Raw genomic sequence first — 22,862 nt, 5'->3', positions numbered from 1 at the left:
ACCCTGGAGACATGGCGATCCGAACGGAAGAATCGGGCAATTCTCTGCGCAGAGTGCTTGCCGACCTCCAGAAGGGACGGCCGGCGCCCTGCTACCTGCTTTACGGTGATGCAGAATACGAAATTCATGACGCCTTTTCAAAGATCGTCAACGCACTGCTCCCTCCGGAAGATCAGACGTTAAACCTCTTTGTTCTGGACGGCGAGGATGAAGATCCTGAACAGATCGGCAAAGACCTCCTGAGCCCGCCCCTGATTCCCGGAAGAAAGGTTGTTGCCGTCCGCCGAACGAGACTCTTTCATTCCCGAAAGACGCTCAGCGATCTGGTGAGGCGGATTCGCCAGCAGATGAATGCCCACCCGCAGCAGGCTGCAAAGAACTTCATGACTTTTCTCGGGATTGCCGGATGGACTCTTGACGATTTTCGGGAGGACGGATGGAAGGCCATTTCCAACCAGGACTGGCAGCAGACGGTGGAGGGAGACCAGGGTGAGGAGCGCGCGAATTGGCTGCCCCGCATAATCGAGGTGTGCACAGGTCTTGGGCTGGGCGGCAAAAGCGCCGCCGTCAGTGACGCCGATTTTCTGGAAAGTATACTGCGCAGAGGTCTTCCCGAGGGCAATGTTCTCCTTTTGACGGCAGAGACCGTGGACAAACGGAAAAGGCTGTTCAAGGCGGTCAGTGAGCTGGGCCGGGTGTTGAACTTTTCTGTTGAGAAAGGCGAAGCACGGCAAAAAAATACCGTGATGGATTCAGCCAAGGCTTTCCTGACGGAAAAGGGGAAAGGAATGACCCCCGGGGCATGGGAGGTCCTGGGAAGCAAAACAGGCTTTCAGTTGCGGACCTCCATGGCGGCGCTGGAAAAACTGGTCACCTATACGGGGGAGCGCCGCACGATCGAGGCTTCCGATGTTGAGGAAGTCATCAGCCGGACCCGGGAGGATAAACTCTTCGACCTGACCGCGGCGCTTGGAGAGAAGAACCTGGAAAAGGGGCTGGTGCTCCTGCGGCGTTTAAAGGATCAGGGAAGCCATCCCCTGGCGATTCTTGCCATGCTCATCCGGGAATTCCGGTTGCTGCTTCATGCAAGGTGGTTGCGGGACAAGGGAGCTCTGCCCGGATATTCGCCCCGGATGGATTACGGGCGTTATACAAAGTCGATTTATCCCATCCTGAAGGCCTGGTCCGGGCAGACGGGGGACGTTCATATTGAGCTGGCGGATCAGCACCCCTATGTAGCCTTCAACACCCTCAGGATTTCGGAGAATTTTTCAGAAAAGCGGCTGAGGCGGCATCTTGAGGATCTATTGGCGATGGATCTCGCCATGAAATCTACGGCAAGGGATCCCGACCTGATGCTGGAACGGTTTGTGTTCGATGTCTGTCAGACCTGAGGCGGATTAAAGTTTTTTCAAGCGGCTTCGAGCTGCCTTCTCGCGTCGGGACAGCCGGTGGGCCGGTCCCTTCTTGCGGGTGCCCCCGGATTTTCGGTCCTTTTCCTCCTCCGTTTCTTCTGGAGGGTCATCGGCACCGGCTGGAGATTTTTCAGAAGCGGCCGCCCTGGCGATCGCCGTTTCGAACTCCGGAGAGGATAAGGCGGTTGCTCCCCTACGAAGAACAAACCCGGCAACATCACGATCCGACGTCACAACAACGGTTTCCTCACCCAGGTGCAACGTCATGCGCTTGATGACATCATCGGCCTTTTCTCCCCTGCGGGAGTATATGATCGTGATCCCTCCCTGGCGGTCCCGCTCCTCGAAAGGGGAACCGCTTTCCCATCCGTCAAAGACAACCGTGATCCGATGTCCCTTCTGCTGTCGGTACAGGGAAACCCGCTGAAGGAGCGCCTGCCTTCCCGCTTCCAGGCTCTGCTTTTCGAAGCGGCGGAAGGTTTCGCTCTGCCGGATCAGATTATAGCCGTCGATGATGATGTGCATGGCAGAAAAGAGACGGGAAGAAACTCCCGGTTCCATGAAGTTCAGGCGGTCGGGAACACGCAATCCGGTGGGCATTTCAGCGCAGAACGCATGGCAGCAAGGGTCTGGCCGTAATGATCGCTGGAAAAAACGGCTGATCCGGCAACCAGTACATCCGCTCCGGCTCGGGCAACGGTGGAAATGTTCTCCCGGTTGATCCCCCCGTCCACTTCGATCAGTACGTGGGGAGCGGCGGCTGAAATCATGGTCCTGGCTTTGCGGATCTTAGGCAGCATGCTGTCGATAAACTGCTGTCCGCCGAATCCTGGATTTACGGTCATGATGAGGAGCAGATCCAGATCGGGGAGAATGTTTTCCAGAAGGGACAGCGGCGTTGCCGGATTGACCGAGACGCCTGCCCGGATGCCCCGCTCCTTGATGTGGGAGATCGTGCGGTGCAGATGATTTGCCGCTTCCAGGTGAACCGTAAGAACGTCGGAGCCGGCGTCTAGAAAGGCGTCAAGATAGGCTTCCGGTTGGTCGATCATCAGGTGGACATCAAAGGGCAGCCGGGTGTACTTCCGCAGGGATTGGACAACCGGCGCCCCGATGGTGATGTTGGGGACAAAGTGGCCGTCCATCACATCGATATGAATCCAGTCTGCTCCGGCGGCTTCCACCGCGGCGATTTCTTCGCCAAGACGACCAAAATCGGCGGACAGGATCGAAGGGGCTATCTTTTTCATGAAGCAATACCGTATTCCTGAATGAGTTTGAGTAAAAGGGTTACAACATCTCAGCGGGGCCGTCAAGGGAAAACCCGGAATCTGATGCATACCGCCGGGGGCGGAACGCTGCGCCGAAGAGCAGCGGAAACCGTCCATTCCGCCTCGAGGATTGAAATCCCCGGTGAGCATGGGAAAGAATGGAGCTGAAAGAATGATTTTTCTCTATAATCTGCTGTTGCCTCTGGCCGCCCTTGTCGGCCTTCCCTATTATGCCGTCCGGATGGTTCTTACGGGAAAATACCGCAAAAGTCTCGGACCCAAACTGGGCTTTTATCCGGACAGTAAGGTCTTCTCCGGCCTGGGGGGAAGCCCGCGCATCTGGATGCACGCCGTTTCCGTGGGCGAAGTGACGGCAGCGGCTCCGGTGATGGCCGAACTGCGGACGAGATATCCCCGGGCCTGTCTCGTCCTTTCCACGAGTACGGAAACAGGCCGGGAAATGGCGGATCGCCTCGTCACAGAGGCGACGGCTCACATATACTACCCACTGGATCTGCCCTTCGTCGTGGCAAGGATGCTCAGGCGTGTAAGGCCCGACGTTTTCGTTCCTACGGAAACGGAACTCTGGCCGAACTTTCTGACCCAGTGCAGGGCCAGGGGAGTGCAGGTTGTCCTGGTCAATGGCCGCATCTCCCCCCGTTCATTCCGCCGCTACGGCCGAACACGGTTTTTCTGGAAGGGCTTGCTGGAGGGGCTGGACGGCCTGGGTATGATCTCGGAAACGGATGCCCGGAGGGTGCAGGAACTGGGCGCTTTGCGGGAAAAGGTCCAGGTCCTCGGCAACGCCAAATATGACAGCCTGGCCTCCCGGACCTCTGACGATCTGCGGGCGGAAATTTCCCGGAAGCTCGATATTCGGCCAGGCAGCCCTGTTTTTGTTGCCGGGAGCACCCATGAAGGCGAGGAAGCCGCCTGCCTGGCCGTTTACCGGCGCCTGCTGGAGGTTGATCCGGAATTCCAGCTGATCCTCGTTCCCCGCCATATCGAAAGAGGGGATGCGGTGGCCGACCTGGTCCGGCAGGCCGGTTTCAAGGACATCTTCCGGGTATCCGAAATGGGCGGTGGACGGCGGCGCAAGGGGAATCGCATCGTGATCGTGGATGTCATCGGCGAATTGTTCAAGGCCTACAGCCTGGCCACGGTGGTGTATTGCGGGGGAAGTCTCGTCCCGCGGGGAGGGCAGAATATCCTGGAGGCGGCCGCCTGGGGGAAGGTGGTCTTATACGGGCCGTCAATGGAGGATTTTGAAGGGGAAAAGGCCCTTCTCGAAGAGGCAGGGGCCGGCATTTCTGTTGCCGACGAAGAGGAATTGCTGGCGCGGATGCTCTCTCTCCTTGCCGATCCCGAGCAGTTAAAGCGCCGGGGCGAGCAGGGCCGGCTGGCCATCGCCGCCAATGCCGGCGCGGCCCGGCGGTATGCCGATCTCATCGGGCGGCATCTTGCGGTGAGATAATTTCCTCCAGGCGCTCCAAAAGCGGCCCGAGGCTCTCCGGCTGCAGAGCCGAAACGGCGACGGCCTGAAATCGCCGGCAGAGGATCTCAAGAAGGGCCTTGTCCTCCAAGCGGTCGGCCTTATTGAAAACCCGCAGGGTTTTCTTGCCTGAAATCCCGATTTCCTCCAGAATCTTCTCCACCGCTGCAATATGGTTTTCAAAGCTCCGATTGCTCACGTCGATGACGTGGAGGAGGATGTCCGCCTCGTAGAGTTCCTCCAGGGTGGCCTTGAAGGCGGAAAAGAGATCGCTGGGGAGGTCGCGGATGAAGCCCACGGTATCGGTGATGACGGCTTCCGCATCCCGGGGGAAGCGCAGGCGTGAGCTTTTGGGGTCCAGGGTGGCAAAGAGAAGGTCTTCGGTGAACACGGAACTCTTCGTAAGGGTGTTGAGCAGGGTGGACTTTCCGGCGTTGGTGTAGCCCACAATGGAGATCACGGGCAGGCCTGTACGTTCCCTCCTGAGACGCCGCTGGCCCCTGGCCTTTTCGATATTGCGGATGTCCTGCTCCAGGTGCTGGATCCGCTCCCGCACCCGCCTCCGGTTGATCTCCAGCTTGGTTTCTCCGGGTCCCCGGCCGCCGATTCCCCCGGTGAGGCGGGACATGCCCGTGTGGCGCGTCGCCAGACGGGGCAGAAGGTATTTCAGCTGGGCCAGCTCCACCTGGATCTTGCCCTCCCGGCTATGGGCGCGGCGGGCGAAGATGTCCAGGATGACCTGTGTCCGGTCGATGACTTTCATTTCCGTAAAATCCGCAAGCGAACGGACCTGGGCGGGTGTCAGCTCATGGTCGAAGATGAGCAGGTTGGCATCCATCTGCAGGGCTTTGATGATGACGTCGGCCAGTTTTCCCTTTCCGAGGAGATATTTCGGGTCGAGTTGCGTCCGATGCTGCAGGATCGTATCGAAGACCTCCACACTGCAGGACCGGGCCAGTTCCTTGAGCTCTTCCAGGGAGCCCGCGCTGTCGGAGAGGGGATTCGTTTCAACTCGGATCAGGATGGCCCGGTCGGCGGAATCCACCTTCCGGGACCGCTGGGTTCGGGCAAACTCGTTCTCCAGGGCATTTATAAAGGCCAGAAAGTCCGCCTTCAAATCGGATATCCGTTGCGGTGGAGAAATCAGCCAGTAGCCGCCGTCCGGGTTTTCGGGAATCAGGTGGGCGGTGGAGACGGAGCCCGGCAGTCCATCGGGACCGGCTTCCACCGCACAGATGAGATCAAGGCGAAGAAGGGCCAGGTCACTGAGGTCCTCGGGGCTCAGGGGCTCGGGGTTCAGGTGGGTGTGAACAAGACGGAGACCCTTGAAGCGGGCGGAAGAGGAGCGGAATCCCTCCAGGCTGGGGATCAGGATGCCCCGGTGTGTGCCGACGATCACAAAGGCCACTTCTCCGCGGCGGCTCAGCAACACCCCAAGCTGCCGGTTGAGCTCCCGGGACAGCTCCGTAAGCTGCCTGGCCATTTCCTGCGTGACGACGGCATCAGGCGGCACCCGTCTCCGGTAGAATTGCTCCAGCCGTTTGAGTTGGACCGCTTTCAGGCCCGTGAGGTTCCCGTAAATTTTTTGAATCGCGTTTCTCCTTTCGGGTGGGCAAAAGGTGCACCCGTCTCCGGACGATATCAGGATGCTGAGAGTGAGAGGGGCTTTTTGTTGATTTAATTAGTTATCATGGGGTGTTGATCCGGTCAAGAAGGGAGATAAAAAAAGCGCCCCGGAGGCATTGCCCCGGGGCGCTGAAATGGAACTTTTACAATGGAAATCCGAAACGAAGCTGCTCTTAGAAGCTCAGATCCAGTCTGTGCATCAGCAGATAGGTGTCATCCACATCGTTGTCGGTGGCGCCCTTGTAAATGTCACCGGCCCACAGATAACCGAAGCCGACCGTATAGGTCAGGTTGTCGTAAATCTTGTAAGCGGCGGTGAGATCGAATTCCGTTCCGTATTCGTCATCATCATAGTTGTCCGGCTTCTCATCGGCAAAGGCATAGCTCAGCTTGGCCTGGACGTCCAGTTTGGGGATCGGTTTGAAACCGCCGTAAATCTGGAAGAGGTGGGCATTTTCCATGACCGCACCGGTATGATGATCGGTACCTAAACTAAGGGCTCTCGCCGTGCTGTCACCCAGCCACTTGTTGGCGTATGCGCCCCAGAGGATCAGGCAGGGATCGAAGATGGAACCGCCGGTGGGCAGACCGGAACGGTAACCGCTGGCACCGAAGAAGTTGGATCCTTCGATCTCTTCGTCGGAGTCGGGATCGTCACCGGAGACATAGGCGTAGAAGGCGCCGACATAGGCGGGGCCGATATTTCCCTTGGCGTGAAGAAAGGCGTTCCATGCGCGGATGTCCATGTCATCCCAGTTCAGCTCGGATTCAGCCTCGCCGTAGGCATAGTTGATTTCCGCTTCCACAAAGACAGGACCGAAGGTCCCCTGCATATAGGGCGAAAACGTCCAGACTTTGGCTTTGTAATCGCCATTGCCGTTGAGATTTGCGAAGTTCTCGGTTGCGTCGTTCATGAACTGAATCTGGAGACCGGCAATACCGCCGTCCCACTTGTACTTGCCATAAACGCCGTAGTTGTCGCGGTCGCCGTCGTTGACGCCGCCGTCGCTCACGACGTTGGCATAGTCGCCTGCGCCGTAGGCTTCAATCTGCTTCTCGAAGAATGCGCCGACTTCCCAGGGGCCGTTCTTGGTGGAGAAGCGGATGGCGTCCGCATCATAGCTGTCGCTGGCGAAACGGGTTCCCCATTCGTTCTGGGCCTGACGACCTACGTCAAACTGACCGAAGGGGACGGCAAAGCTGACCCAGGCGCGGTCAAAGCTGATGTTGTTGTCGTCGGCATCTTTGCCGTCGGCATTCTGGCGATCCACAGCCGTGCCCATATAGCCGTACTGGCCCCAACGTCCCTCGAGGGCGTCAAAGCGGGTGTTCAAGGTCAACCCTTCGGCGATCTTGAAGGCCGTTGCAACACGCAGCCTCTGAGCATAAACGCCGGCTGCTGAATTATCATCCTTGAGGCCCCAGTTGTCCGCGTAGAGACCTGTGGCGTAGTAGGAGCCGCTGAATTTGACGTCCGCCGCCGATGCGCTCAGGGCGAAGCCTGCGACCACGGCCACGGCGATCAAAGCTACCCAAAATTTCTTCATTACTATCCTCCTGAAAAAAATTCATTGTTGTCCTGATTTTTTCAACGGGCATTGAAAAAATCACCTATATGTCCTGTAAATCTTCACCTTCAAAGTCTCAAAAAGTCTGGTTCTCTTTTTTCCCCGACGTCCACCTCCTTTCCTTAATTATAGGATTCTTTCTAAATAACAGCCTGCCCGTGGTTGTTTTTGTTTACAAAGCAGGTCAAGGCCTGAAAGGCGTCAGGACTGCTGTTCCTTCAACCAGTTCTGAATTCTCCGGGAAATTTCATCCCGTACATCTCTGAATTTTTGCAGCATTTCATCTTCCGATCCCGTATATGCCGCCGGGTCATCAAAGGGCCAGTGAAGGCGCCTGCTGATTCCGGGAAATGAGGCGGGACAGCGATCCTCGGCAGCGGCACATACCGTAATCAGATAGCCGAAATGGACTTTACCCAGGTATTCGCTGACAGATTTGGAAGAGTGATTCGCGAGGGGAATCCCAATTTCTTCCATGACCCGGGTGGTCAATGGATGGATTCCCCTGGGATCGAGCCCGGCGCTGAAAACTTCGAACAAATTACCGGCAAAGTGCCGGAGAAATGCTTCGGCCATCTGGCTTCTTGCGGAATTCCCTGTGCATAGGAATAAAACTTTCATTTTTGGCATTTCGTTCCCTCGTTCAACAGCTGATCGCTATAATTTCACAAAGATGTAACATTCGTGTGACATATAGATTAAATAATCGTGAAATATTTCAAAACGGAATATCGAAGAGAAGCTCCTGATGCTGTAACGATTTGATATGTCAGATATGTCAGATTCTTTGCCTATTGGTCAAGCAAAAATTGACCTGTTGAAGGTATATTTCCGAGAATAGGAAATGAATACTACAAGTTGCGGATTGCAAAGGGATGGAAGACTGATAAATCAAATCAACAAAGTTGTCTGTCCGTTTTGCTGCGGGAATTGTACTGTCCCTTTAGACTTAAGGAAAATGGATCGGGCGGGCATGACCGTGGTGCGCCTGGAAACAGCGGTAGAGGCGGCTGTCGCCCTCAATGTGCAGCGTGATCGTTCGAACTCCATGTTCCACGAAAAAATTTTTTTGAACTGACTTGACAGGGGCGATTTCGTGTTTATGTTACCGCCAAACCCTTTGGGAAAAAAGAAGTCCCATTCTTTTTCATATCTTTAAATTCAACAGGAAAGGAGATTGTTTCGGCATGAACATCAGGCCATTACAGGACAGAGTCATTGTTAAGAGGCTGGAGGAAGAGCAGAAGACAAAGGGAGGAATCATCATTCCCGATACAGCGAAAGAAAAACCCATCGAGGGTGAGGTCGTTGCTGCGGGTAAGGGTAAAGTCACGGAAGACGGAAAGCTTCTTCCCCTGGATGTGAAAGTAGGTGATCGCGTACTGTTCAGCAAGTATGGCGGAACAGAGGTCAAGATTGAAGGCGAAGAGTATCTCATCATGAGGGAAGACGATATTTTGGGAATCGTAGAGAAATAAGTTCGGAAGAATAGACGAATAAGGAGGAAAAAATATCTATGGGTGCAAAGTTACTGCAGTACGACGAAGAAGCACGAAAATCAATCCTGAACGGTGTCAACACCCTGGCAGATGCCGTAAAGGTGACCCTTGGTCCGAAGGGCCGCAATGTCATTATCGATAAAACCTTTGGCGCACCGACCGTCACCAAGGACGGTGTAACCGTTGCCAAGGAAATTGAGCTGGAAGACAAATTTGAAAATATGGGCGCCCAGATGGTCCGGGAAGTAGCCAGCAAGACGAGCGATGTGGCCGGTGATGGTACAACGACCGCCACGATCCTGGCACAGGCCATCTATCGGGAAGGCGCCAAAACGGTCGCCGCGGGCAGCAATCCCATGGATGTAAAGCGCGGGATCGAAAAAGCCGTTGCGGCGGTTGTCGCCGAATTGAAGAACATCAGCAAACCCACCAAGGACCAGAAAGAAATCGCCCAGGTCGGGACAATTTCAGCAAACAACGATGAAACCATCGGCAATATCATTGCCGAAGCCATGGGAAAGGTCGGCAAGGAAGGCGTCATCACCGTCGAAGAGGCCAAGGGGCTCGAGACGGAACTGGAAATCGTGGAAGGAATGCAGTTCGACCGCGGTTATCTCTCCCCCTATTTTGTTACCAACCCGGAAAAGATGGAAGTCAGCCTGGAAGACTGCCTTATTCTCATTTATGAAAAAAAGATCAGCGGCATGAAAGACCTGCTGCCGATCCTCGAACAGATTGCGAAGATGGGCAGACCGCTGCTGATCATCGCCGAGGACATCGAAGGCGAGGCCCTGGCGACCCTGGTGGTCAACAAGATCCGCGGGACCCTTCATGTGGCGGCTGTCAAGGCCCCGGGATTCGGCGACCGGCGAAAGGCGATGCTGGAAGACATCGCCATCCTAACGGGCGGTACGGTCATTTCGGAAGACATGGGCTATAAGCTGGAAAACACACGCCTTGAAGACCTGGGACGCGCCAAGAGAATCCAGATCGACAAGGACAATACCACCATCATCGACGGCGCAGGCGAACGGGCCGCACTGGAAGGGCGGGTGAAGCAGATCCGCGCCCAGATCGACGAAACAACTTCCGATTATGATCGGGAAAAGCTGCAGGAACGGCTGGCGAAACTCGTCGGCGGTGTGGCGGTCATCAAGGTCGGTGCGGCAACGGAAACGGAAATGAAGGAAAAGAAAGCCCGGGTTGAGGACGCCTTGAATGCCACACGGGCAGCCGTTGAAGAAGGCATCGTTCCCGGTGGCGGTGTCGCCTACATCCGCACCCTTCCGGTCCTGGCGGAGCTGAAGCTTGATGGCGACGAGCAGGTGGGCGTCAACATCGTCCGCAAGGCCCTTGAAGAACCCCTGAAGATGATTGCCGCCAACGCCGGAATGGAAGGCACAATCGTCGTGGAAAAGGTAAAGGAGCAGAGCGGGGCCTTCGGGTTCAATGCCCGGACGGACGTTTATGAAGACATGATCGAAGCCGGCGTCATCGACCCGACGAAGGTGACCCGATTCGCCCTCCAGAACGCCTCCAGCGTAGCTTCCCTCATGCTGACCACCCAGTGCATGATTGCCGAGAAGCCGGAGGAGAAGGGCGCCGGAATGCCGGGAATGCCTCCCGGAGGCGGCTATCCGGGAATGGGCATGTAAGCGGCTGAGAAGTTTTTAAAGGAACGGCAAAGGATCGTTCCGCAGAATGGAGAAAAAGCCCCCGAAGCATTGAGTTTCGGGGGCTTTTTTATAAGGAATCTACCTGTTCTTGGCGAGCTTCTCTTTGAGAGCTTTTTCGGTGGCCGGGCCGACTTTGCCATCGGCTGCAAGGCCTGCGGATTTTTGAAAGGATATCACGGACTGCCGTGTGGCCGGGCCCATGTGTCCGTCAACGGCCAGTTTGGGATCTGCGCCAAGTTCGTTGAGGGCGTTCTGAAGCCAGGAAACGCTGCCGACTGCAAAGCTTTTCTCTTCGGCACGCACCGCGGTTTTCTCCGGCTCTGAGGCGGCTGGTGCCGTGGCAGCGGGGGCTGCCGATGATGGAGACTCCACTGCAGGAGTTCCCGGTGCAGGCGCTGAAGGCATGGCCAGTCCTAGGATCCCCATGATCTGGATGGCTTTATCTTTGAGGGCCTTTCCCGAGGAGACGGCATCGGCAACGTTGCCGGCGTTGAAGTTCTGCAACGCCTTGGACCATTCTTCCTTCAAGGCGGCCAAGCCGGTCTTGGCCTCGGCAAATTTTTCCGTTGACAGGTCGGCGGGGAGCTTCTTGGCCTGGGAGAGGAGATCCACCTTGCTCTGCATCATATCGACCATTTTGGGAAGCTCCTGAGACATGCTCGTCCAGGATGCCGTCATTTCTTCCTTCTTGAGCTTTGCCGAATCCATGACTTCTTTCGCTTTAGCCGCAAGGGTCTGGCCTTCCGTTACAACCGCCGCAAAATCTTTTTTGGCGAACTTTTCCTTCAGGGAGGCGAGCGATTCTTCAAGGGGTTTCACCTCATCGGGGATGTACTTTCCCGCTTCCACCTTGGCGGTATTGACTGCCTCCTCGGCGGCCTTCATGGCCATCTCGGCGGGTTTGTTATCGCCTGAGCAGGCAAGTAAAAAAAGAGTGCTGATAAACGCAAGAAGCATCAACAAAATGGTTTTTCTCATGGCAGGTTCTCCTTTCTTTTTCAAAATTTATCTTATAATTTTATCATACTGTTCTATTTTTTTTCAATTTCTTTGAGGATCTATAAAAAATTTGTTAATTTTTCCGATTTCTTCCGGCATGTAGAATGAAAAAAATGAATCTTGACGGAAGAAGATGCATGGGTTTAAAGAAGATGAGGCGGGCCACCGGCAGGGGAGCCGGAGGGCAGACGAGGTTGAAGGGGACAGCTGTGCGGGCATGAGCGGATTAGAGGACAACACAAGGCTTTCGCTGAGGGAATGGCTGGAGCGCCTGGAGCGGAACCCACGGTTCCGGGAGAATGTGGCGGCCTTCCGCCACTGGCCTGCCGCTCCGGGAAGGTATGCCCCATTTCCTTGCTGGATTCATCCACGGCTGCGGTCTGTGCTGGAAAAGCGCGGCATACATCAGCTTTACAGCCATCAGGGCGAAGCGGTTGAGGCCATCCGCGAGGGGAGGGACTGCGTTCTCGTCACCCCCACGGCCAGCGGCAAAACCCTGTGCTACAATCTTCCTGTGCTACAGCGGATTCTGGACCGGCCCGAAACACGCGCCCTCTATCTTTTTCCCACCAAGGCCCTGGCCCAGGACCAGAGGCACGAAATTTCGGCGCTCATCGGCGAACTGCAGGCGGATATCAAAACCTTCACCTATGACGGCGACACACCGGACGACGCCCGGCAGGCCATCCGACGGCAGGGCCATGTCGTGGTGACCAATCCGGATATGCTTCATGCCGGCATTCTGCCCCATCACACCAAGTGGCAGAAGCTCTTCATGAACCTCCGCTATGTGGTGATTGACGAGCTCCATGTCTACCGGGGAATCTTCGGTTCTCACCTGGCCAACGTCATTCGCCGCCTCGTCCGGATCTGCCGCTTTTATGGACAGGATCCCGTGTTCATCTGCTGTTCGGCCACGGTGGCCAACCCAAAGGAGCACGCCGAAGGAATTCTCGAACGGCCTGTCCTGCTGATTGACTCCAGCGGGGCGCCTGCCGGCGCGAAGACCTTCGTCCTGTACAATCCTCCAATCGTCAACCGGGAACTGGGCATCCGGCAGTCGGCCGTCACTCCGGCCCGTCATCTCGCCTCCGATCTCATCCGCCAGGGGATTCAGACGATCGTATTTACGACGAGCCGCCTCAATGTGGAGATTCTGACGCGTTATCTGAAGGATCAGGTCAAAAAGGGTTCTTCCCTTCCCGGAAGCGATGATATCGTTACCGGTTACCGGGGCGGCTATCTTCCCAAGCTTCGCCGCCGGATCGAGGCGGGCCTGCGCGATCGCACCATCCTGGGGGTCGTGAGCACCAATGCCCTCGAACTGGGCATCGATATCGGCGACCTGGAGGCCTGCTTCATGGTGGGCTATCCAGGCTCCATCGCCAGCACCTGGCAGCAGGCCGGCCGGGCCGGCCGTCGCCAGGGAGAGAGCCTGGCCTTTCTGATCGCCCGCAGCGCCCCCATGGATCAATTTCTGGCCGAAAATCCGGAATACTTCTTCAGCCGTTCGCCGGAATACTGCCGAATCAATCCGGACAATCTTCTGATCCTCCTGCATCACATCAAAAGCGCGGCCTTCGAACTGCCTTTCGAGACGGGGGAGCGATTCGGAAAGGAGGATCTGGCGGAGCTTCTGGATTATCTCGAGGAAAAGGGCGTGCTCCACCGGGAAGGGCGGCGATGGCACTGGGCGGCAGAAAGCTACCCCGCCGACGAGGTCAGCCTTCGCTCCATCAATCCGGAAAATGTCGTCATCATCGATTCGACGGACAGCGGAAATCCCGTCGTTATTGCCGAAGTTGACTGGGACAGCGCCTTTACCGCCGTTCACAACGAAGCCATCTACATGATGGAATCCCAGCAGTATCACGTGGACAGGCTGGATCTGGAGCGGAAAAAGGCCTATGTGCGCAGGGTGAATGTGGACTATTACACCGATGCCATGACCTATACCCACGTGAGGGTCATCGATGTGTTCCGTAAGAAACGCGGACAGTCGATATCCGTGGAGCACGGAGAGGTTCAGGTGGTGCGCAAGGTGGTGGGCTACAAGAAAATCAAGTTTTATACGTCGGAAAATCTGGGATACGGCGAGGTCAACCTGCCGGAGAAGGATATGCACACCACGAGTTACTGGTTCACAATCCCCCGGGATTTCCTCAGGGATCTGCCCTTTACGCAGGCCGAGATCCTCGACGGCCTCTCCGGTCTCGCATACAGCCTTCACCATCTGGCGGCAATGATCCTGATGGCCGATATCCGGGACATCGACACCTGCATCGGCGATAAAAGCGGTGAATATTTCCTCTCTTCCGGAAGAAACGGGCGGGCGCTTACCTCTGCTTCCCTGCAGGGAACGGAGCACCCGGAGCAGCGTGCGGCCCTTCGCCTGGACGATTTCGATCCCACCGTTTTCCTCTTTGATGCCTACCCGGGAGGCATCGGATTCTCCGAGCTTCTGTATGAAGAGCATGACCGTCTCCTGGCTGCGGCCCGACAGCTCATCGGCGGCTGCCCATGCACCCACGGCTGTCCCAGTTGTGTGGGCCCGACCCTGGAGGTCGGTCCGGCGGGAAAGGAAGCGGCTCTGGCGATCCTGAAGAATATCAGCCACGAGGCCCTGTTACATTGAACCAGTTGAGGAATGAAGCTTCTGAACCAGGCGCTTTGGGGGACATTGAGCAGGGGAAAACCGGTATGGGACTTCAAGAGCGGCTTAGACGCCTGACGGGGGAAGATAAGGCGGCAGAAGGGACTACGCCCGCCGATCGCCAGGCGAAAAAGAACGAGCTGCAGAAAAGGCTTGATGCCCTTCTGCTGCACAGACCCGTTGTGCCCGGCGGAAAGGTCATCCCGCATCGACAGCGGAGGAACGGACCGGCTCTTGAGGACCTGCTGAGCGGCTGCGAGGAGGTCAACCGCCTGGGTTCGTATTTCAAGATAGAGTTAAGGCGGGAAGGCACGGAATGCCATGGAAGCCGGAAGTTCAGCGAACTGGAACGGCTGAACATGGAAGCCGCGGCCCTTCTGGCCGATGATGCAAGGCTGTCCGCCTTTGACAGTCGAAAAGCCCTGTTTCTCGATACGGAAACGACCGGCCTGTCCGGCGGAACGGGAACGCTGGCCTTTCTCGTCGGTTTAGGCTGGTTTGATGAGGAAGGGCGCTTTGTCGTCCGCCAGCTGTTCGCCAGGAATTTCGCCGAGGAGCGGGCCGTTCTCGCCGCTCTTGCAGAGACCGCCTCATCGAAGCGCTATCTCATCTCCTTCAACGGAAAGGCCTTTGATACGAATCTCCTGGCCACCCGTTATATCCTCAACAAGATGGAAAACCCGCTGACGGCCCTGCCCCACCTGGATCTTCTCCATCCCGCCCGGCGGCTCTTCAGCCATCGGATCGAAAACAGCCGTTTGATCACCCTGGAGGAGAAACTCCTTGGCTTCTACCGGGAAGGAGATCTGCCCGGGAGTGAAGTGCCCCTGCGTTACTTCAACTGGCTCCGATCGAGCAATCCCTATCCGATGCTGGATGTTTTCCGGCACAATGGCCTCGATATCACGGCGCTGGCCGCCCTGACCGTCCATCTCACGGAGATATTCGACAGCGACGGCGGTTCCCCGCACTATGCATCCGCCGATTTCTGCGCCGCAGCCCGGCTCTGCCAGGATCGGGGAAGGCCGGCCGAGGCCTGTTCTCTCCTGGAAAACCTGTCCCGGTCTTCACCGCAGAAGGCAACCCTGGAGGCGCGCCAGTCCCTGTCCCTCATCTATAAAAGAAGCAGCCACTGGGAAAAGGCCGTTGAAATCTGGGAAGATCTCCTGAAGGATAATCCGGAAAATCTGTTCGCCGTGGAGGAACTGGCCAAGTGGCTTGAGCACAGGGAACGGGATTTTGAAAGCGCCTTTCGCCTGGTGGACAACATGATGAAGAAAGTGCCTGGATTGCCTGAACAGGAAAAAGAGGCCTGGCTGCATCGGCATAGCCGCCTTCAAGGGCGATGCAGAAGGGAGCATTACCGCAGATCTCATGGCTGAAAAAGCGAAAGGCAGGATCCCGATGTCCTGCCTTCCCATCACTCTCGGCTCGTCTGAATTTTCCTGAAGACGTTCCGTCTTGATCCAAAAAGCCCGACCCGTCCGTATTCCGGGAGCAGAAGGTCCGGCGGAACATCAACCGGGTTGCCTCTGCCGGCCCCAGGCAATGCCCGTAATGAAGTCCCACTGTTCCCCCGAGGACCGGGATCGTTGCGTCCGATAAGGCTACCTCTTGCTCCACACCCCGTTATCATCCTGCACCCACCAGCCGGACTGGGACTTACTTCGCCAGCTGTTGGCGAATATCTTCATGATCTGTGGAACGGATTCAGAACCGAGTTTGTTGGCCGCTGCGATTTCTCTGTAAAGGGCTGAACGGTCCCGATTTTCCTGGTCGATCAGCCTGCTGATCTGGCCTCTCTCCTGGAGATTCAAGACGGTGGTATCTTTCGCTTCGAGCAGACCGCTGTTGTTCTCGCCGATTGCGCCTCTGTCGTAGAAGGGTTTCAACTGCGGAAAACGGCCCTTGATCGATTCCTTTATTCCCCGGATGGCGGGAGTCGAAACATCGATGTTCATTTGCGCATATGCCTGACGTGTGCCAAAAAGCAAAGAGCTCATCACGTCCAGGCGGCTTGAAGGAGCCGGCGGCGGCGTCTCGGGGACCGCTTCGCTTCCCTTTGTCCGGACGTCATCGACGATCCTGTCCGCCGCCTTCTGGACTTCGGCGGCCGGAAAATAGATATTTACCGTAACGCATGACACAATGAGAAAAACTGCGATCAGGCCTGCTGCCTTGATGATCTTCTGCATAATCCCTCCTGGTAGAAATAGATTGTTGAGGCTTCTTATAGCACAATTCTACCCCGATGGCACATCCTTACTTTGCTGCCGCGGTTGGAACAGTCGGCCCATCCGCTCCGACATGTCCTTGAAACTGATGGAATTATCGGGATTCTGGTTGACCATGTCAATGCCGCGAAAGGTGGATCTTCGTATGAGATATTCTTTGCCTCCTTCGCGAATCAGGCCTCTCAGTGAAAAGAGATCATCTGACAGCGTGCATCGGATGCCGATTTCGCTGTAGGGGTACTGGGAGAAAAAGCGGTTCAAGCCGCTGTTGAGAATGTCGGAAATGGTTTCAGAGCCGGTGCTGATGATGGAAAGATTTTTGATTGCGTCCACACTGATTGCCTGGGGCACCTTTCGGCTTCTGTCCGACGTGATGACCAGATCGAAGCGGGACGGCTGGCCGTATTCCATCGTGAAGTTCTTCAATGAGCCCTGAATCAGGCCCGTCATCCGGCCGATCTTGATGTTCGAGGTGACCTCCTCAAGGTCGATAGCGTCGAAGGCCACATCGGCGCCGAAGAAGCGGGACGGTGAGAAAATCCTGCCGGCGGAAAGATGGTCGATGGTGATCCGTCCGCCGAACACCCGGGCGACGAGACTTCCCCCGGCGGTCCACTTCCCTTCACGAAAGAGGATGGGGGACAAATCCCCGTTGAGATCTCCCTCCAGGGCAATGGGAGCGGCCAGAGCGATCACCTCCCCGAGGTTGAGGCGACTGATCGACAGGCCGGCTTCAACGTTCATGTCGGGAAAAAGGAGATGATCGACCCTCAGCCCGTGAATGACAAGCTCGCCGCCGAAGAGAGAGACAACGACCGGCTCCGGAAGAAGAAACCTGTTGCCGGAGAGCACGACGGGAACATGCAGTTCCCCGATCGTGAGGCGTCCCTTTTGGAGCTCTTTAAAGGCCATAAAGCCCCGCCTGGAACCGGCTGGCGGTGCAGGGGTGCGGCCTGAAAGGGCCAGGTCGTATGGCAGGCGGATGGTTAAGCCGCTGAGCGCCAGCCCGTTCGAGGGAGAGAGCGCCGTCCCATCCTGGAGCGAGAGATCGCCTTCAATCACCTTTTGATCAGGCGACAGCGAGGCGGTCAGTTTGAGGTCCAGCGTGCCTTCCAGAGACAAATCCTGCAGGTTCGGATAGTTCTGGGTAACGTAATTCTGCAGCAGCGCGCCGAACAGGCGAAGGCAGGTTACGCCCTGTGCGGTCAGGGAAAAAATGGTGCGGCGCCGCGAAAGATCCGCCGTAAATGCGTAGGACCCCGTTTGAAAGAGGTCGAAGGTTCCGGAGGAATTCAATGAAAAGGGCTTGGTTTCGAAAAAGCCCTGTGAGTCGACGGCCAGCCTCTGCCCCTTGAAATCCTGGTAGTATTGACCCCAGAGAATCTCGCCGTCTTTGCCTGTCATTTTTGCCGTGAAACGGCCTTTCCGCTTTTTTTCAGGCGATCCGAGTTTCATCTCCATTCTGCCGGTGATCCGCTCTCCGGCCTTCGTGTGGTCCGCCGAGGCGAAAGCGCCCTCGCTGAGGTCGATAACGGCCGCGGCCTTCCAGACCGCCGATCCGTCGGCGTATCGGCCTTCCGTCTCAAGATCAACGGTGCCCTTTCCCTGGAACGTCCAGTCCCTGTAATCCTCGGGCAAAAGGGGATTAACCAGGGAAAAGATCCGGGAAAGATTCAGGTTGAAGGCGCGCAGGGTGGCATTCCAGCTTCCAGGCTTTACCGTCCCCGTTGCCTGCCCCTTCAGGCTTCCGGCATCGGCGCCGGACGCTTCAAAGGATGTAAGGGAAAATCCGGACGTTTTCTGGTTGTAGGAAAGATTGAACTTCGTTTTGATGTCCTGTATCGAAATCCGTTCCGATCCGTTGCTGCGGGAGAAATTCCTGATGACGGCAGAGGCCCCGTCGAAACGGAGGACATCGGCGGAAAGACCCAGCTGAGTATCGAGCTTTCCTTCGGTGATCTTGAGCTGCCCGAAGGAGCCGGATTCAAGGGATAGTTGAAGGGATCCGGCCCCGGAAGGCCGCGGAGACAGGCGGGACAGGTCGAGAGATACCCCGAGGGAACCCCGGCCGGCCATGTCCGACGTCCTGACGTCAAAGCGGCTTTTGCCGTAAAGCCTGCCGCCTCCCTCAGGGTTGAAATCCCTGATGGTCAGGTCCATTCCCGGAAGGACATAGGCGGAAGACTCCGTCTTCAGCTCCAGTTCGCCGTCCTTCATCTCGAGAAGACGCACCGGTGGCAGTTTCCTGAGGACCGCAAAGGGATCCGTGTCCGATTTTTCCTTTTTCAGAAAAAAGGTGAATTTCGGACCGGTAAGAAGGATCTTCTCCACCTGGATGTTCAGTCCAGCCGAGGCAGCGGCATGGATCTCGGCCCGGTCCAGAGAAAGATCGTAACCCCTGTCCCGGAGGGTTTGAACGCGAAGCCCGTTTACACGGATATTCAGAGGAGGATGAATCGAAATGTCGTCGACGTGCACGGAAAGGCCCGTCAACGGCTCCATCCAGCCCGCAATGGTATTGACAGCCCGGGCTGATTGGAGAAGAGCGGCCAATCCGGCCAGAACGGCAAGTAAAACAGCGAAAACAACGGCAATCCGTAGGGCAATCTTTTTTTTGTTCATAGGCGTTGCTTTAAAAGAATCGCTGGCGCGGTGGAGACGGGCTCGGCCAGCCTCAAAAGTGATCCAGTATCCGACAACGCGACCTTAAAATCAACCCTCTATGCGGAGGTCCTGCTTCACAGCGTATGAACGTTGTGATATGTAGGTTTTCGAAAAGGATGGCTACCCGGATGCCGGCAATGGCCGGGATGATAGGAGAAACCTCGGAATTCCGGCTGAAAATTCCCATGGCGTTCACAATAGGCCGTCTCAGGGAGGTCGGCTGTGGGTAACGCCTTTGCCTTGAGGAAAAATTCATGACTCGAATTCTTATTGTGTATCACTCTCAGACGGGACATACGGAGAAGATGGCACAGGCGGTCTTTGAAGGTGCCAGGGCCATTGAAGGGGTGGATGCCGTGTTAAAGAAAGCCGCCGAGGCGACCCTGGAAGACCTTCTGGCCTGTGACGGCCTTGCCGTCGGCACACCCGAAAATTTCGGCTACATGTCCGGCATGATCAAGGATTTTTTCGATCGGACCTACGAAGGCGCGCAGGGAAAAGTCTTTCGCAAGCCCTTTGTCGTCTTTGTGAGCGCGGGCAACGACGGCACGGGGGCGTTGCGATCCATCGAGCGCATAGCCCTGGGCTACAAATTCAAAACCGTTTTTGCCCCGGTGATCGCCAAGGGAAAACTGACGGAAGATATTCTTGAACAGTGCCGGGAACTGGGAGGAACTCTGGCAGGGGGATGCTCGCTGGGCATCTATTGATCCGAACTGTTTTTGGAGAAACCCGGGAGGACAGGCATGCCGGAATACAACAGCATCCCTGAGGCCGAGGGTGCAATCCTCTACGAGGAATTCGGCAATCTCTACCTCAACATTACCAACCAGTGCAGCGCCCGCTGCGTTTTCTGCGTCCGCTATTTCGCCGACGGTGTGTACGGTTATCATCTCCGCCTTTCCAGGGAGCCGTCGGAGGAGGACATGTTATCGGCGCTTGAACGTCTTGACCTCTCTCAATACAGGGAAGTGGTTTTTACCGGCTTCGGAGAGCCGACCTGCCGGTTCGATTTCGTCCTGAGCATCACGAAGTGGCTGAGCGGAAGGGGAATCTTCGTCCGGCTGGATACCAACGGTCACGCCGCGCTGATCAATCCGGGCCGGGACGTCGTGGCGGAATTGAAAGCGGCAGGGATGAAGGCCGTGTCCGTGAGTCTCAACGCAGAATCGGAGGAAACGTACAACCGGCTGTGCCGGCCCCTGCTGAAAGGATCCTACCAGGCCATGCTCGATTTTACGAAACAAGCCGTGGAGGCGGGCCTTCAAACCCGAATGACCGTTGTGGGAAAGCAGGATATCGACGTCGAGGAATGCAGAAGAATAGCCGACCGGCTAGGGGCTTCCTTCCGCGTGAGATAGTTCCGGAGATTTCAAGGCGGGAGCACACCGTCCCAGGTTCAACGCCATTTTCATTTCCAAAGGCGTTAACGTCCCTGAAATCAAAGAGATAACAGATGCCTTTTAACGACAGTCCCTTCATCGGACCTACCGCCTTTTGATCACGACCAGCGCCATGTCGTCCGCATAGGGTTCATCCTGCCGGAAGGCATCGACGGCATCGAATACGGCATTTCGTATATCCTCTGTGTCCGAGCTGGAAGCACCGTCCAGAAGCGCCTTCAACCGCTCTTCGCCGAAGAGTTCGTCCGTGGCCCCCCTGCATTCGGTAATGCCGTCACTGTAAAGCAGAAGTACATCTCCATCTTCCAGCTTGGTCTCATACGCCTCATATCGGCTGTCGTCCAGGATTCCCAGGGGAATCCCGCTGACTTCCAGGGAAAGCATCCCGCCCGAAGAGCGGTGCAGCAGCGGCTGATTATGGCCTGCATTGGCGTATCGGATCCGGTGATTTCGGGGATTGAGGGTCATCAGGAAACAGGTGATGAAGCGGCCTTCGCCCACCCGGCTGATGAGATCGGCATTGATCTTTTCAAGAAGCAACGAAGGCTCTGAGAATTGCTGCGCCAGCGAACGCACCATGGCCTGCAGGTTGGACATCAGCATGGCCGCGCCGATTCCCTTGCCGACGACATCGGCAATCGTGACCACAAAGGTGCCCCCGACCGCGAAGACATCGAAATAATCTCCTCCCATTTCGCGGCAGGGATGGACGTGGACCGAAAGGTCATATCCTGCGATTGCGGGGATTTCCGCAGGGAAGAGGTGAGCCTGGATGTCCGTTGCCGTCCGAAGTTCGGCATCAAGCCGTCGCTTTTCAATGGCGATCTCGGAGAGCCTGTAATGAGAGATCTTTTCAGATATCAGGGCGCAAAGGGTTGAAAAGAAGAGAAGGTCCACCTCGCCAAAGTGGCGTTCATGCCGGGTCGTATCGAGAAAAAAGACGCCGATCGTCGATTCACCCGAAGCGAGGGGGGCGCATATCGCCGACCGGGTCTTCAGACCGCAGAGGCTGTCGCTCAGATCCAAACCGGCGGAACCGGCCGCGACCCGGATAACGTGAGGCCTGTTATCCGCCATGGCTCGGCGGGCCATTGTTGTGCTCATGGCGAAGGGATCAGAGGAGGGGATGGTCGAGTGGCAGGCGCAGGGAACCAGCTGTCCTGCGTCGTTGAGAAGCATGATGGAGGCCCTTTCCGCACCGGTTTTCTCCACGCAGAGGGTCAGAATGGAGTTCAGAAGCTCTTCCAGCGGCCTGTCCATCCCGCTCCGGCGTGCAATATCCGCTATCGTTTCCAGCAACTCCGTTGGCGGTGAAGCCGCCTGGACAGGACCTCCGGATGGAGGCGGCGCAATGAGGGTCTCCGCTGCGTCCTCTTCACCGGCTGAATGGACGGTCCCCTTGAGCGGCGGGTCATAAATGATCCGGGCCGCGCCGATTCCGATGATGTCGCCGCGGGAGAGCGCCGCCGACGATATTCTCGTTCCGTTGACAAAGGTTCCGTTCCGGCTTTCCTGGTCCGTCAGGATCGGGTGGCCGCCAAAATGAGCAAAAGTCGCATGCCTCCTGGAAACCGAGGGGTCATCGAGCCTGATTTCATTCTGTGGCAGCCGTCCGATGCGAATCGTCGGTTCCTCGCTGAAAAGGAGGTCCTGCTCTCCTGAAGCGCGTATGATGAGAAACGATGCCACGGTGCAACCCCGGCGTTGATATCCCGATCTGAGGGTCGGCCTCGACGCGATCAGCAACGCATATATAGAGGAGAATCATTGAAACAACACTCTTTTGTGTTGATGCAAGAAAAGGCCCAATATCTTGGTTGCATGCCCGAGGAAACAGAAAAAAGAAAGGGTGTTGGAAGGATATTCGGAGGCTTTACAGCTCCTCGTTCCGCCTCTTGAGCATATCCACGATCAGAAAAAGGGCTCCTATGGAGATGGCGGAGTCGGCGACGTTGAAGGCGGGCCAGTGATAAGGTCCGATGTAAACGTCGAGAAAGTCGATAACCTCACCAAAACGGTATCGATCCGCCAGATTTCCCAGGGCGCCGGCGAGGATGAAGGCAAGGGGAATCAGGAGCCACAGGTCTTCGATTTTGTTGTGGAGAAGGTAGTACAGGATGAGGCCTGCGGCCACCAGGGTCACGAGGGAAAAAAACGCCCCCCTGAAAAAAGGGGACGTATTGGACAGAAAACCAAAAGCGGCTCCAGGGTTTCGGATGTAGGTCAGGTTGAAGAACCCTGAAATGACCGGGACGGACTCGTAGAGCTGGAACGAGGAAACGACATAGCACTTCGTGAGCTGATCCAGCAGCATCACGAGCCCTGCCGTGAGAAAGAAGATGAGGAGGCTTTTCCTGGTCAT

At 56.5% G+C, this 22,862-nt stretch carries 18 protein-coding genes; 8 read left to right on the top strand and 10 right to left on the bottom strand.

All coding sequences use genetic code 11. The features are described 5' to 3' along the window. The first annotated feature begins 11 nt into the window (after positions 1-11). Positions 12-1,394: a DNA polymerase III subunit delta gene (holA, locus tag AB3175_RS02165; protein ID WP_367359292.1), complete on the top strand. Its 1,383-nt coding sequence runs from the start codon at positions 12-14 to the stop codon at positions 1,392-1,394. 6 nt (positions 1,395-1,400) lie between these two features. Here holA and AB3175_RS02160 read toward each other — a convergent pair whose 3' ends face one another. Both AB3175_RS02160 and rpe read right to left on the bottom strand, forming a co-directional pair. After that, positions 1,401-2,015 (bottom strand): NYN domain-containing protein, encoded by a 615-nt coding sequence (locus AB3175_RS02160; RefSeq protein WP_367359291.1) that lies wholly within the window; start codon positions 2,013-2,015, stop codon positions 1,401-1,403. Continuing rightward, positions 1,982-2,665, bottom strand: a complete 684-nt coding sequence (gene rpe, locus AB3175_RS02155; protein WP_367359290.1) for a ribulose-phosphate 3-epimerase — start codon at positions 2,663-2,665, stop codon at positions 1,982-1,984. Before rpe ends, AB3175_RS02160 begins: the two co-directional genes overlap by 34 nt. Before the next feature lie 193 nt (positions 2,666-2,858). Here rpe and AB3175_RS02150 point away from each other — a divergent pair, with 193 nt between their 5' ends. Continuing rightward, positions 2,859-4,160, top strand: coding sequence for a 3-deoxy-D-manno-octulosonic acid transferase (locus AB3175_RS02150; RefSeq protein ID WP_367359289.1), 1,302 nt, complete (start codon positions 2,859-2,861; stop codon positions 4,158-4,160). Here the strand turns inward: AB3175_RS02150 and hflX are convergent. The 3 genes from hflX to AB3175_RS02135 form a co-directional block, all read right to left on the bottom strand. Beyond that, on the bottom strand, positions 4,132-5,691 hold the full coding sequence (gene hflX / locus AB3175_RS02145; RefSeq protein WP_367359288.1) for a GTPase HflX: 1,560 nt from the start codon (positions 5,689-5,691) through the stop codon (positions 4,132-4,134). The two genes, AB3175_RS02150 and hflX, sit on opposite strands and share 29 nt — an antisense overlap. Positions 5,692-5,977: 286 nt before the next feature. Further along, positions 5,978-7,351 (bottom strand): hypothetical protein, encoded by a 1,374-nt coding sequence (locus AB3175_RS02140; protein WP_367359287.1) that lies wholly within the window; start codon positions 7,349-7,351, stop codon positions 5,978-5,980. A gap of 222 nt (positions 7,352-7,573) precedes the next feature. Further along, complete coding sequence (locus tag AB3175_RS02135; protein WP_367359286.1) at positions 7,574-8,002, bottom strand: arsenate reductase ArsC; 429 nt, start codon at positions 8,000-8,002, stop codon at positions 7,574-7,576. A gap of 557 nt (positions 8,003-8,559) precedes the next feature. Between AB3175_RS02135 and groES the strand changes: the two genes are divergently transcribed. Then, a complete protein-coding gene (gene groES, locus AB3175_RS02130; protein WP_367359285.1) occupies positions 8,560-8,850 on the top strand; it encodes a co-chaperone GroES in 291 nt (96 codons plus the stop codon). A gap of 38 nt (positions 8,851-8,888) precedes the next feature. Continuing rightward, positions 8,889-10,526 (top strand): chaperonin GroEL, encoded by a 1,638-nt coding sequence (gene groL / locus AB3175_RS02125; protein WP_367359284.1) that lies wholly within the window; start codon positions 8,889-8,891, stop codon positions 10,524-10,526. Between the two features lie 99 nt (positions 10,527-10,625). Here groL and AB3175_RS02120 read toward each other — a convergent pair whose 3' ends face one another. Further along, on the bottom strand, positions 10,626-11,525 hold the full coding sequence (locus AB3175_RS02120) for a peptidoglycan-binding protein (protein WP_367359283.1): 900 nt from the start codon (positions 11,523-11,525) through the stop codon (positions 10,626-10,628). Between the two features lie 238 nt (positions 11,526-11,763). Between AB3175_RS02120 and AB3175_RS02115 the strand changes: the two genes are divergently transcribed. Continuing rightward, positions 11,764-14,181, top strand: a complete 2,418-nt coding sequence (locus AB3175_RS02115; protein ID WP_367359282.1) for a DEAD/DEAH box helicase — start codon at positions 11,764-11,766, stop codon at positions 14,179-14,181. Between the two features lie 65 nt (positions 14,182-14,246). Continuing rightward, positions 14,247-15,581 carry a ribonuclease H-like domain-containing protein gene (locus AB3175_RS02110; RefSeq protein WP_367359281.1) on the top strand — a complete coding sequence of 445 codons (1,335 nt, stop codon included), beginning with the start codon at positions 14,247-14,249 and terminating at the stop codon, positions 15,579-15,581. Positions 15,582-15,806: 225 nt separating this feature from the next. On the opposite strand, the gene AB3175_RS02105 is transcribed toward AB3175_RS02110, so the two are convergent. Further along, positions 15,807-16,394, bottom strand: coding sequence for a YdbL family protein (locus AB3175_RS02105; protein WP_367359280.1), 588 nt, complete (start codon positions 16,392-16,394; stop codon positions 15,807-15,809). Positions 16,395-16,442: 48 nt separating this feature from the next. Further along, complete coding sequence (locus AB3175_RS02100; RefSeq protein ID WP_367359279.1) at positions 16,443-19,055, bottom strand: hypothetical protein; 2,613 nt, start codon at positions 19,053-19,055, stop codon at positions 16,443-16,445. A 296-nt stretch (positions 19,056-19,351) separates the two neighbouring features. Here AB3175_RS02100 and AB3175_RS02095 point away from each other — a divergent pair, with 296 nt between their 5' ends. Together AB3175_RS02095 and AB3175_RS02090 are read left to right on the top strand one after the other, a co-directional pair. Beyond that, positions 19,352-19,807, top strand: a complete 456-nt coding sequence (locus AB3175_RS02095; RefSeq protein ID WP_367359278.1) for a flavodoxin family protein — start codon at positions 19,352-19,354, stop codon at positions 19,805-19,807. Positions 19,808-19,843: 36 nt separating this feature from the next. Further along, entirely contained in the window at positions 19,844-20,458 is a 615-nt protein-coding gene (locus AB3175_RS02090) for a TatD family nuclease-associated radical SAM protein (RefSeq protein ID WP_367359277.1), read from the top strand. A 126-nt stretch (positions 20,459-20,584) separates the two neighbouring features. Here AB3175_RS02090 and AB3175_RS02085 read toward each other — a convergent pair whose 3' ends face one another. Next, positions 20,585-22,189: a SpoIIE family protein phosphatase gene (locus AB3175_RS02085; RefSeq protein ID WP_367359276.1), complete on the bottom strand. Its 1,605-nt coding sequence runs from the start codon at positions 22,187-22,189 to the stop codon at positions 20,585-20,587. Positions 22,190-22,373: 184 nt separating this feature from the next. Further along, positions 22,374-22,862: a signal peptidase II gene (gene lspA / locus AB3175_RS02080; RefSeq protein WP_367359275.1), complete on the bottom strand. Its 489-nt coding sequence runs from the start codon at positions 22,860-22,862 to the stop codon at positions 22,374-22,376.

Source organism: Syntrophus sp. (in: bacteria) (genome assembly GCF_040768185.1).
Classification (GTDB): Bacteria; Desulfobacterota; Syntrophia; order Syntrophales; family Syntrophaceae; genus Syntrophus; species Syntrophus buswellii.
The sequence above is the reverse complement of the archived record's forward strand: the minus strand, read 5'-3'. Positions and strand labels throughout refer to the sequence as shown.

Coding starts and splice junctions, on each gene's coding strand:
- holA (WP_367359292.1), top strand. CDS start 12: ATGGCGATCCGAACGGAAGAATCGGGCAATTCTCTGCGCAGAGTGCTT.
- AB3175_RS02160 (WP_367359291.1), bottom strand. CDS start 2,015: ATGCCCACCGGATTGCGTGTTCCCGACCGCCTGAACTTCATGGAACCG.
- rpe (WP_367359290.1), bottom strand. CDS start 2,665: ATGAAAAAGATAGCCCCTTCGATCCTGTCCGCCGATTTTGGTCGTCTT.
- AB3175_RS02150 (WP_367359289.1), top strand. CDS start 2,859: ATGATTTTTCTCTATAATCTGCTGTTGCCTCTGGCCGCCCTTGTCGGC.
- AB3175_RS02140 (WP_367359287.1), bottom strand. CDS start 7,351: ATGAAGAAATTTTGGGTAGCTTTGATCGCCGTGGCCGTGGTCGCAGGC.
- AB3175_RS02135 (WP_367359286.1), bottom strand. CDS start 8,002: ATGCCAAAAATGAAAGTTTTATTCCTATGCACAGGGAATTCCGCAAGA.
- groES (WP_367359285.1), top strand. CDS start 8,560: ATGAACATCAGGCCATTACAGGACAGAGTCATTGTTAAGAGGCTGGAG.
- groL (WP_367359284.1), top strand. CDS start 8,889: ATGGGTGCAAAGTTACTGCAGTACGACGAAGAAGCACGAAAATCAATC.
- AB3175_RS02120 (WP_367359283.1), bottom strand. CDS start 11,525: ATGAGAAAAACCATTTTGTTGATGCTTCTTGCGTTTATCAGCACTCTT.
- AB3175_RS02115 (WP_367359282.1), top strand. CDS start 11,764: ATGAGCGGATTAGAGGACAACACAAGGCTTTCGCTGAGGGAATGGCTG.
- AB3175_RS02110 (WP_367359281.1), top strand. CDS start 14,247: ATGGGACTTCAAGAGCGGCTTAGACGCCTGACGGGGGAAGATAAGGCG.
- AB3175_RS02105 (WP_367359280.1), bottom strand. CDS start 16,394: ATGCAGAAGATCATCAAGGCAGCAGGCCTGATCGCAGTTTTTCTCATT.
- AB3175_RS02100 (WP_367359279.1), bottom strand. CDS start 19,055: ATGAACAAAAAAAAGATTGCCCTACGGATTGCCGTTGTTTTCGCTGTT.
- AB3175_RS02095 (WP_367359278.1), top strand. CDS start 19,352: ATGACTCGAATTCTTATTGTGTATCACTCTCAGACGGGACATACGGAG.
- AB3175_RS02090 (WP_367359277.1), top strand. CDS start 19,844: ATGCCGGAATACAACAGCATCCCTGAGGCCGAGGGTGCAATCCTCTAC.
- lspA (WP_367359275.1), bottom strand. CDS start 22,862: ATGACCAGGAAAAGCCTCCTCATCTTCTTTCTCACGGCAGGGCTCGTG.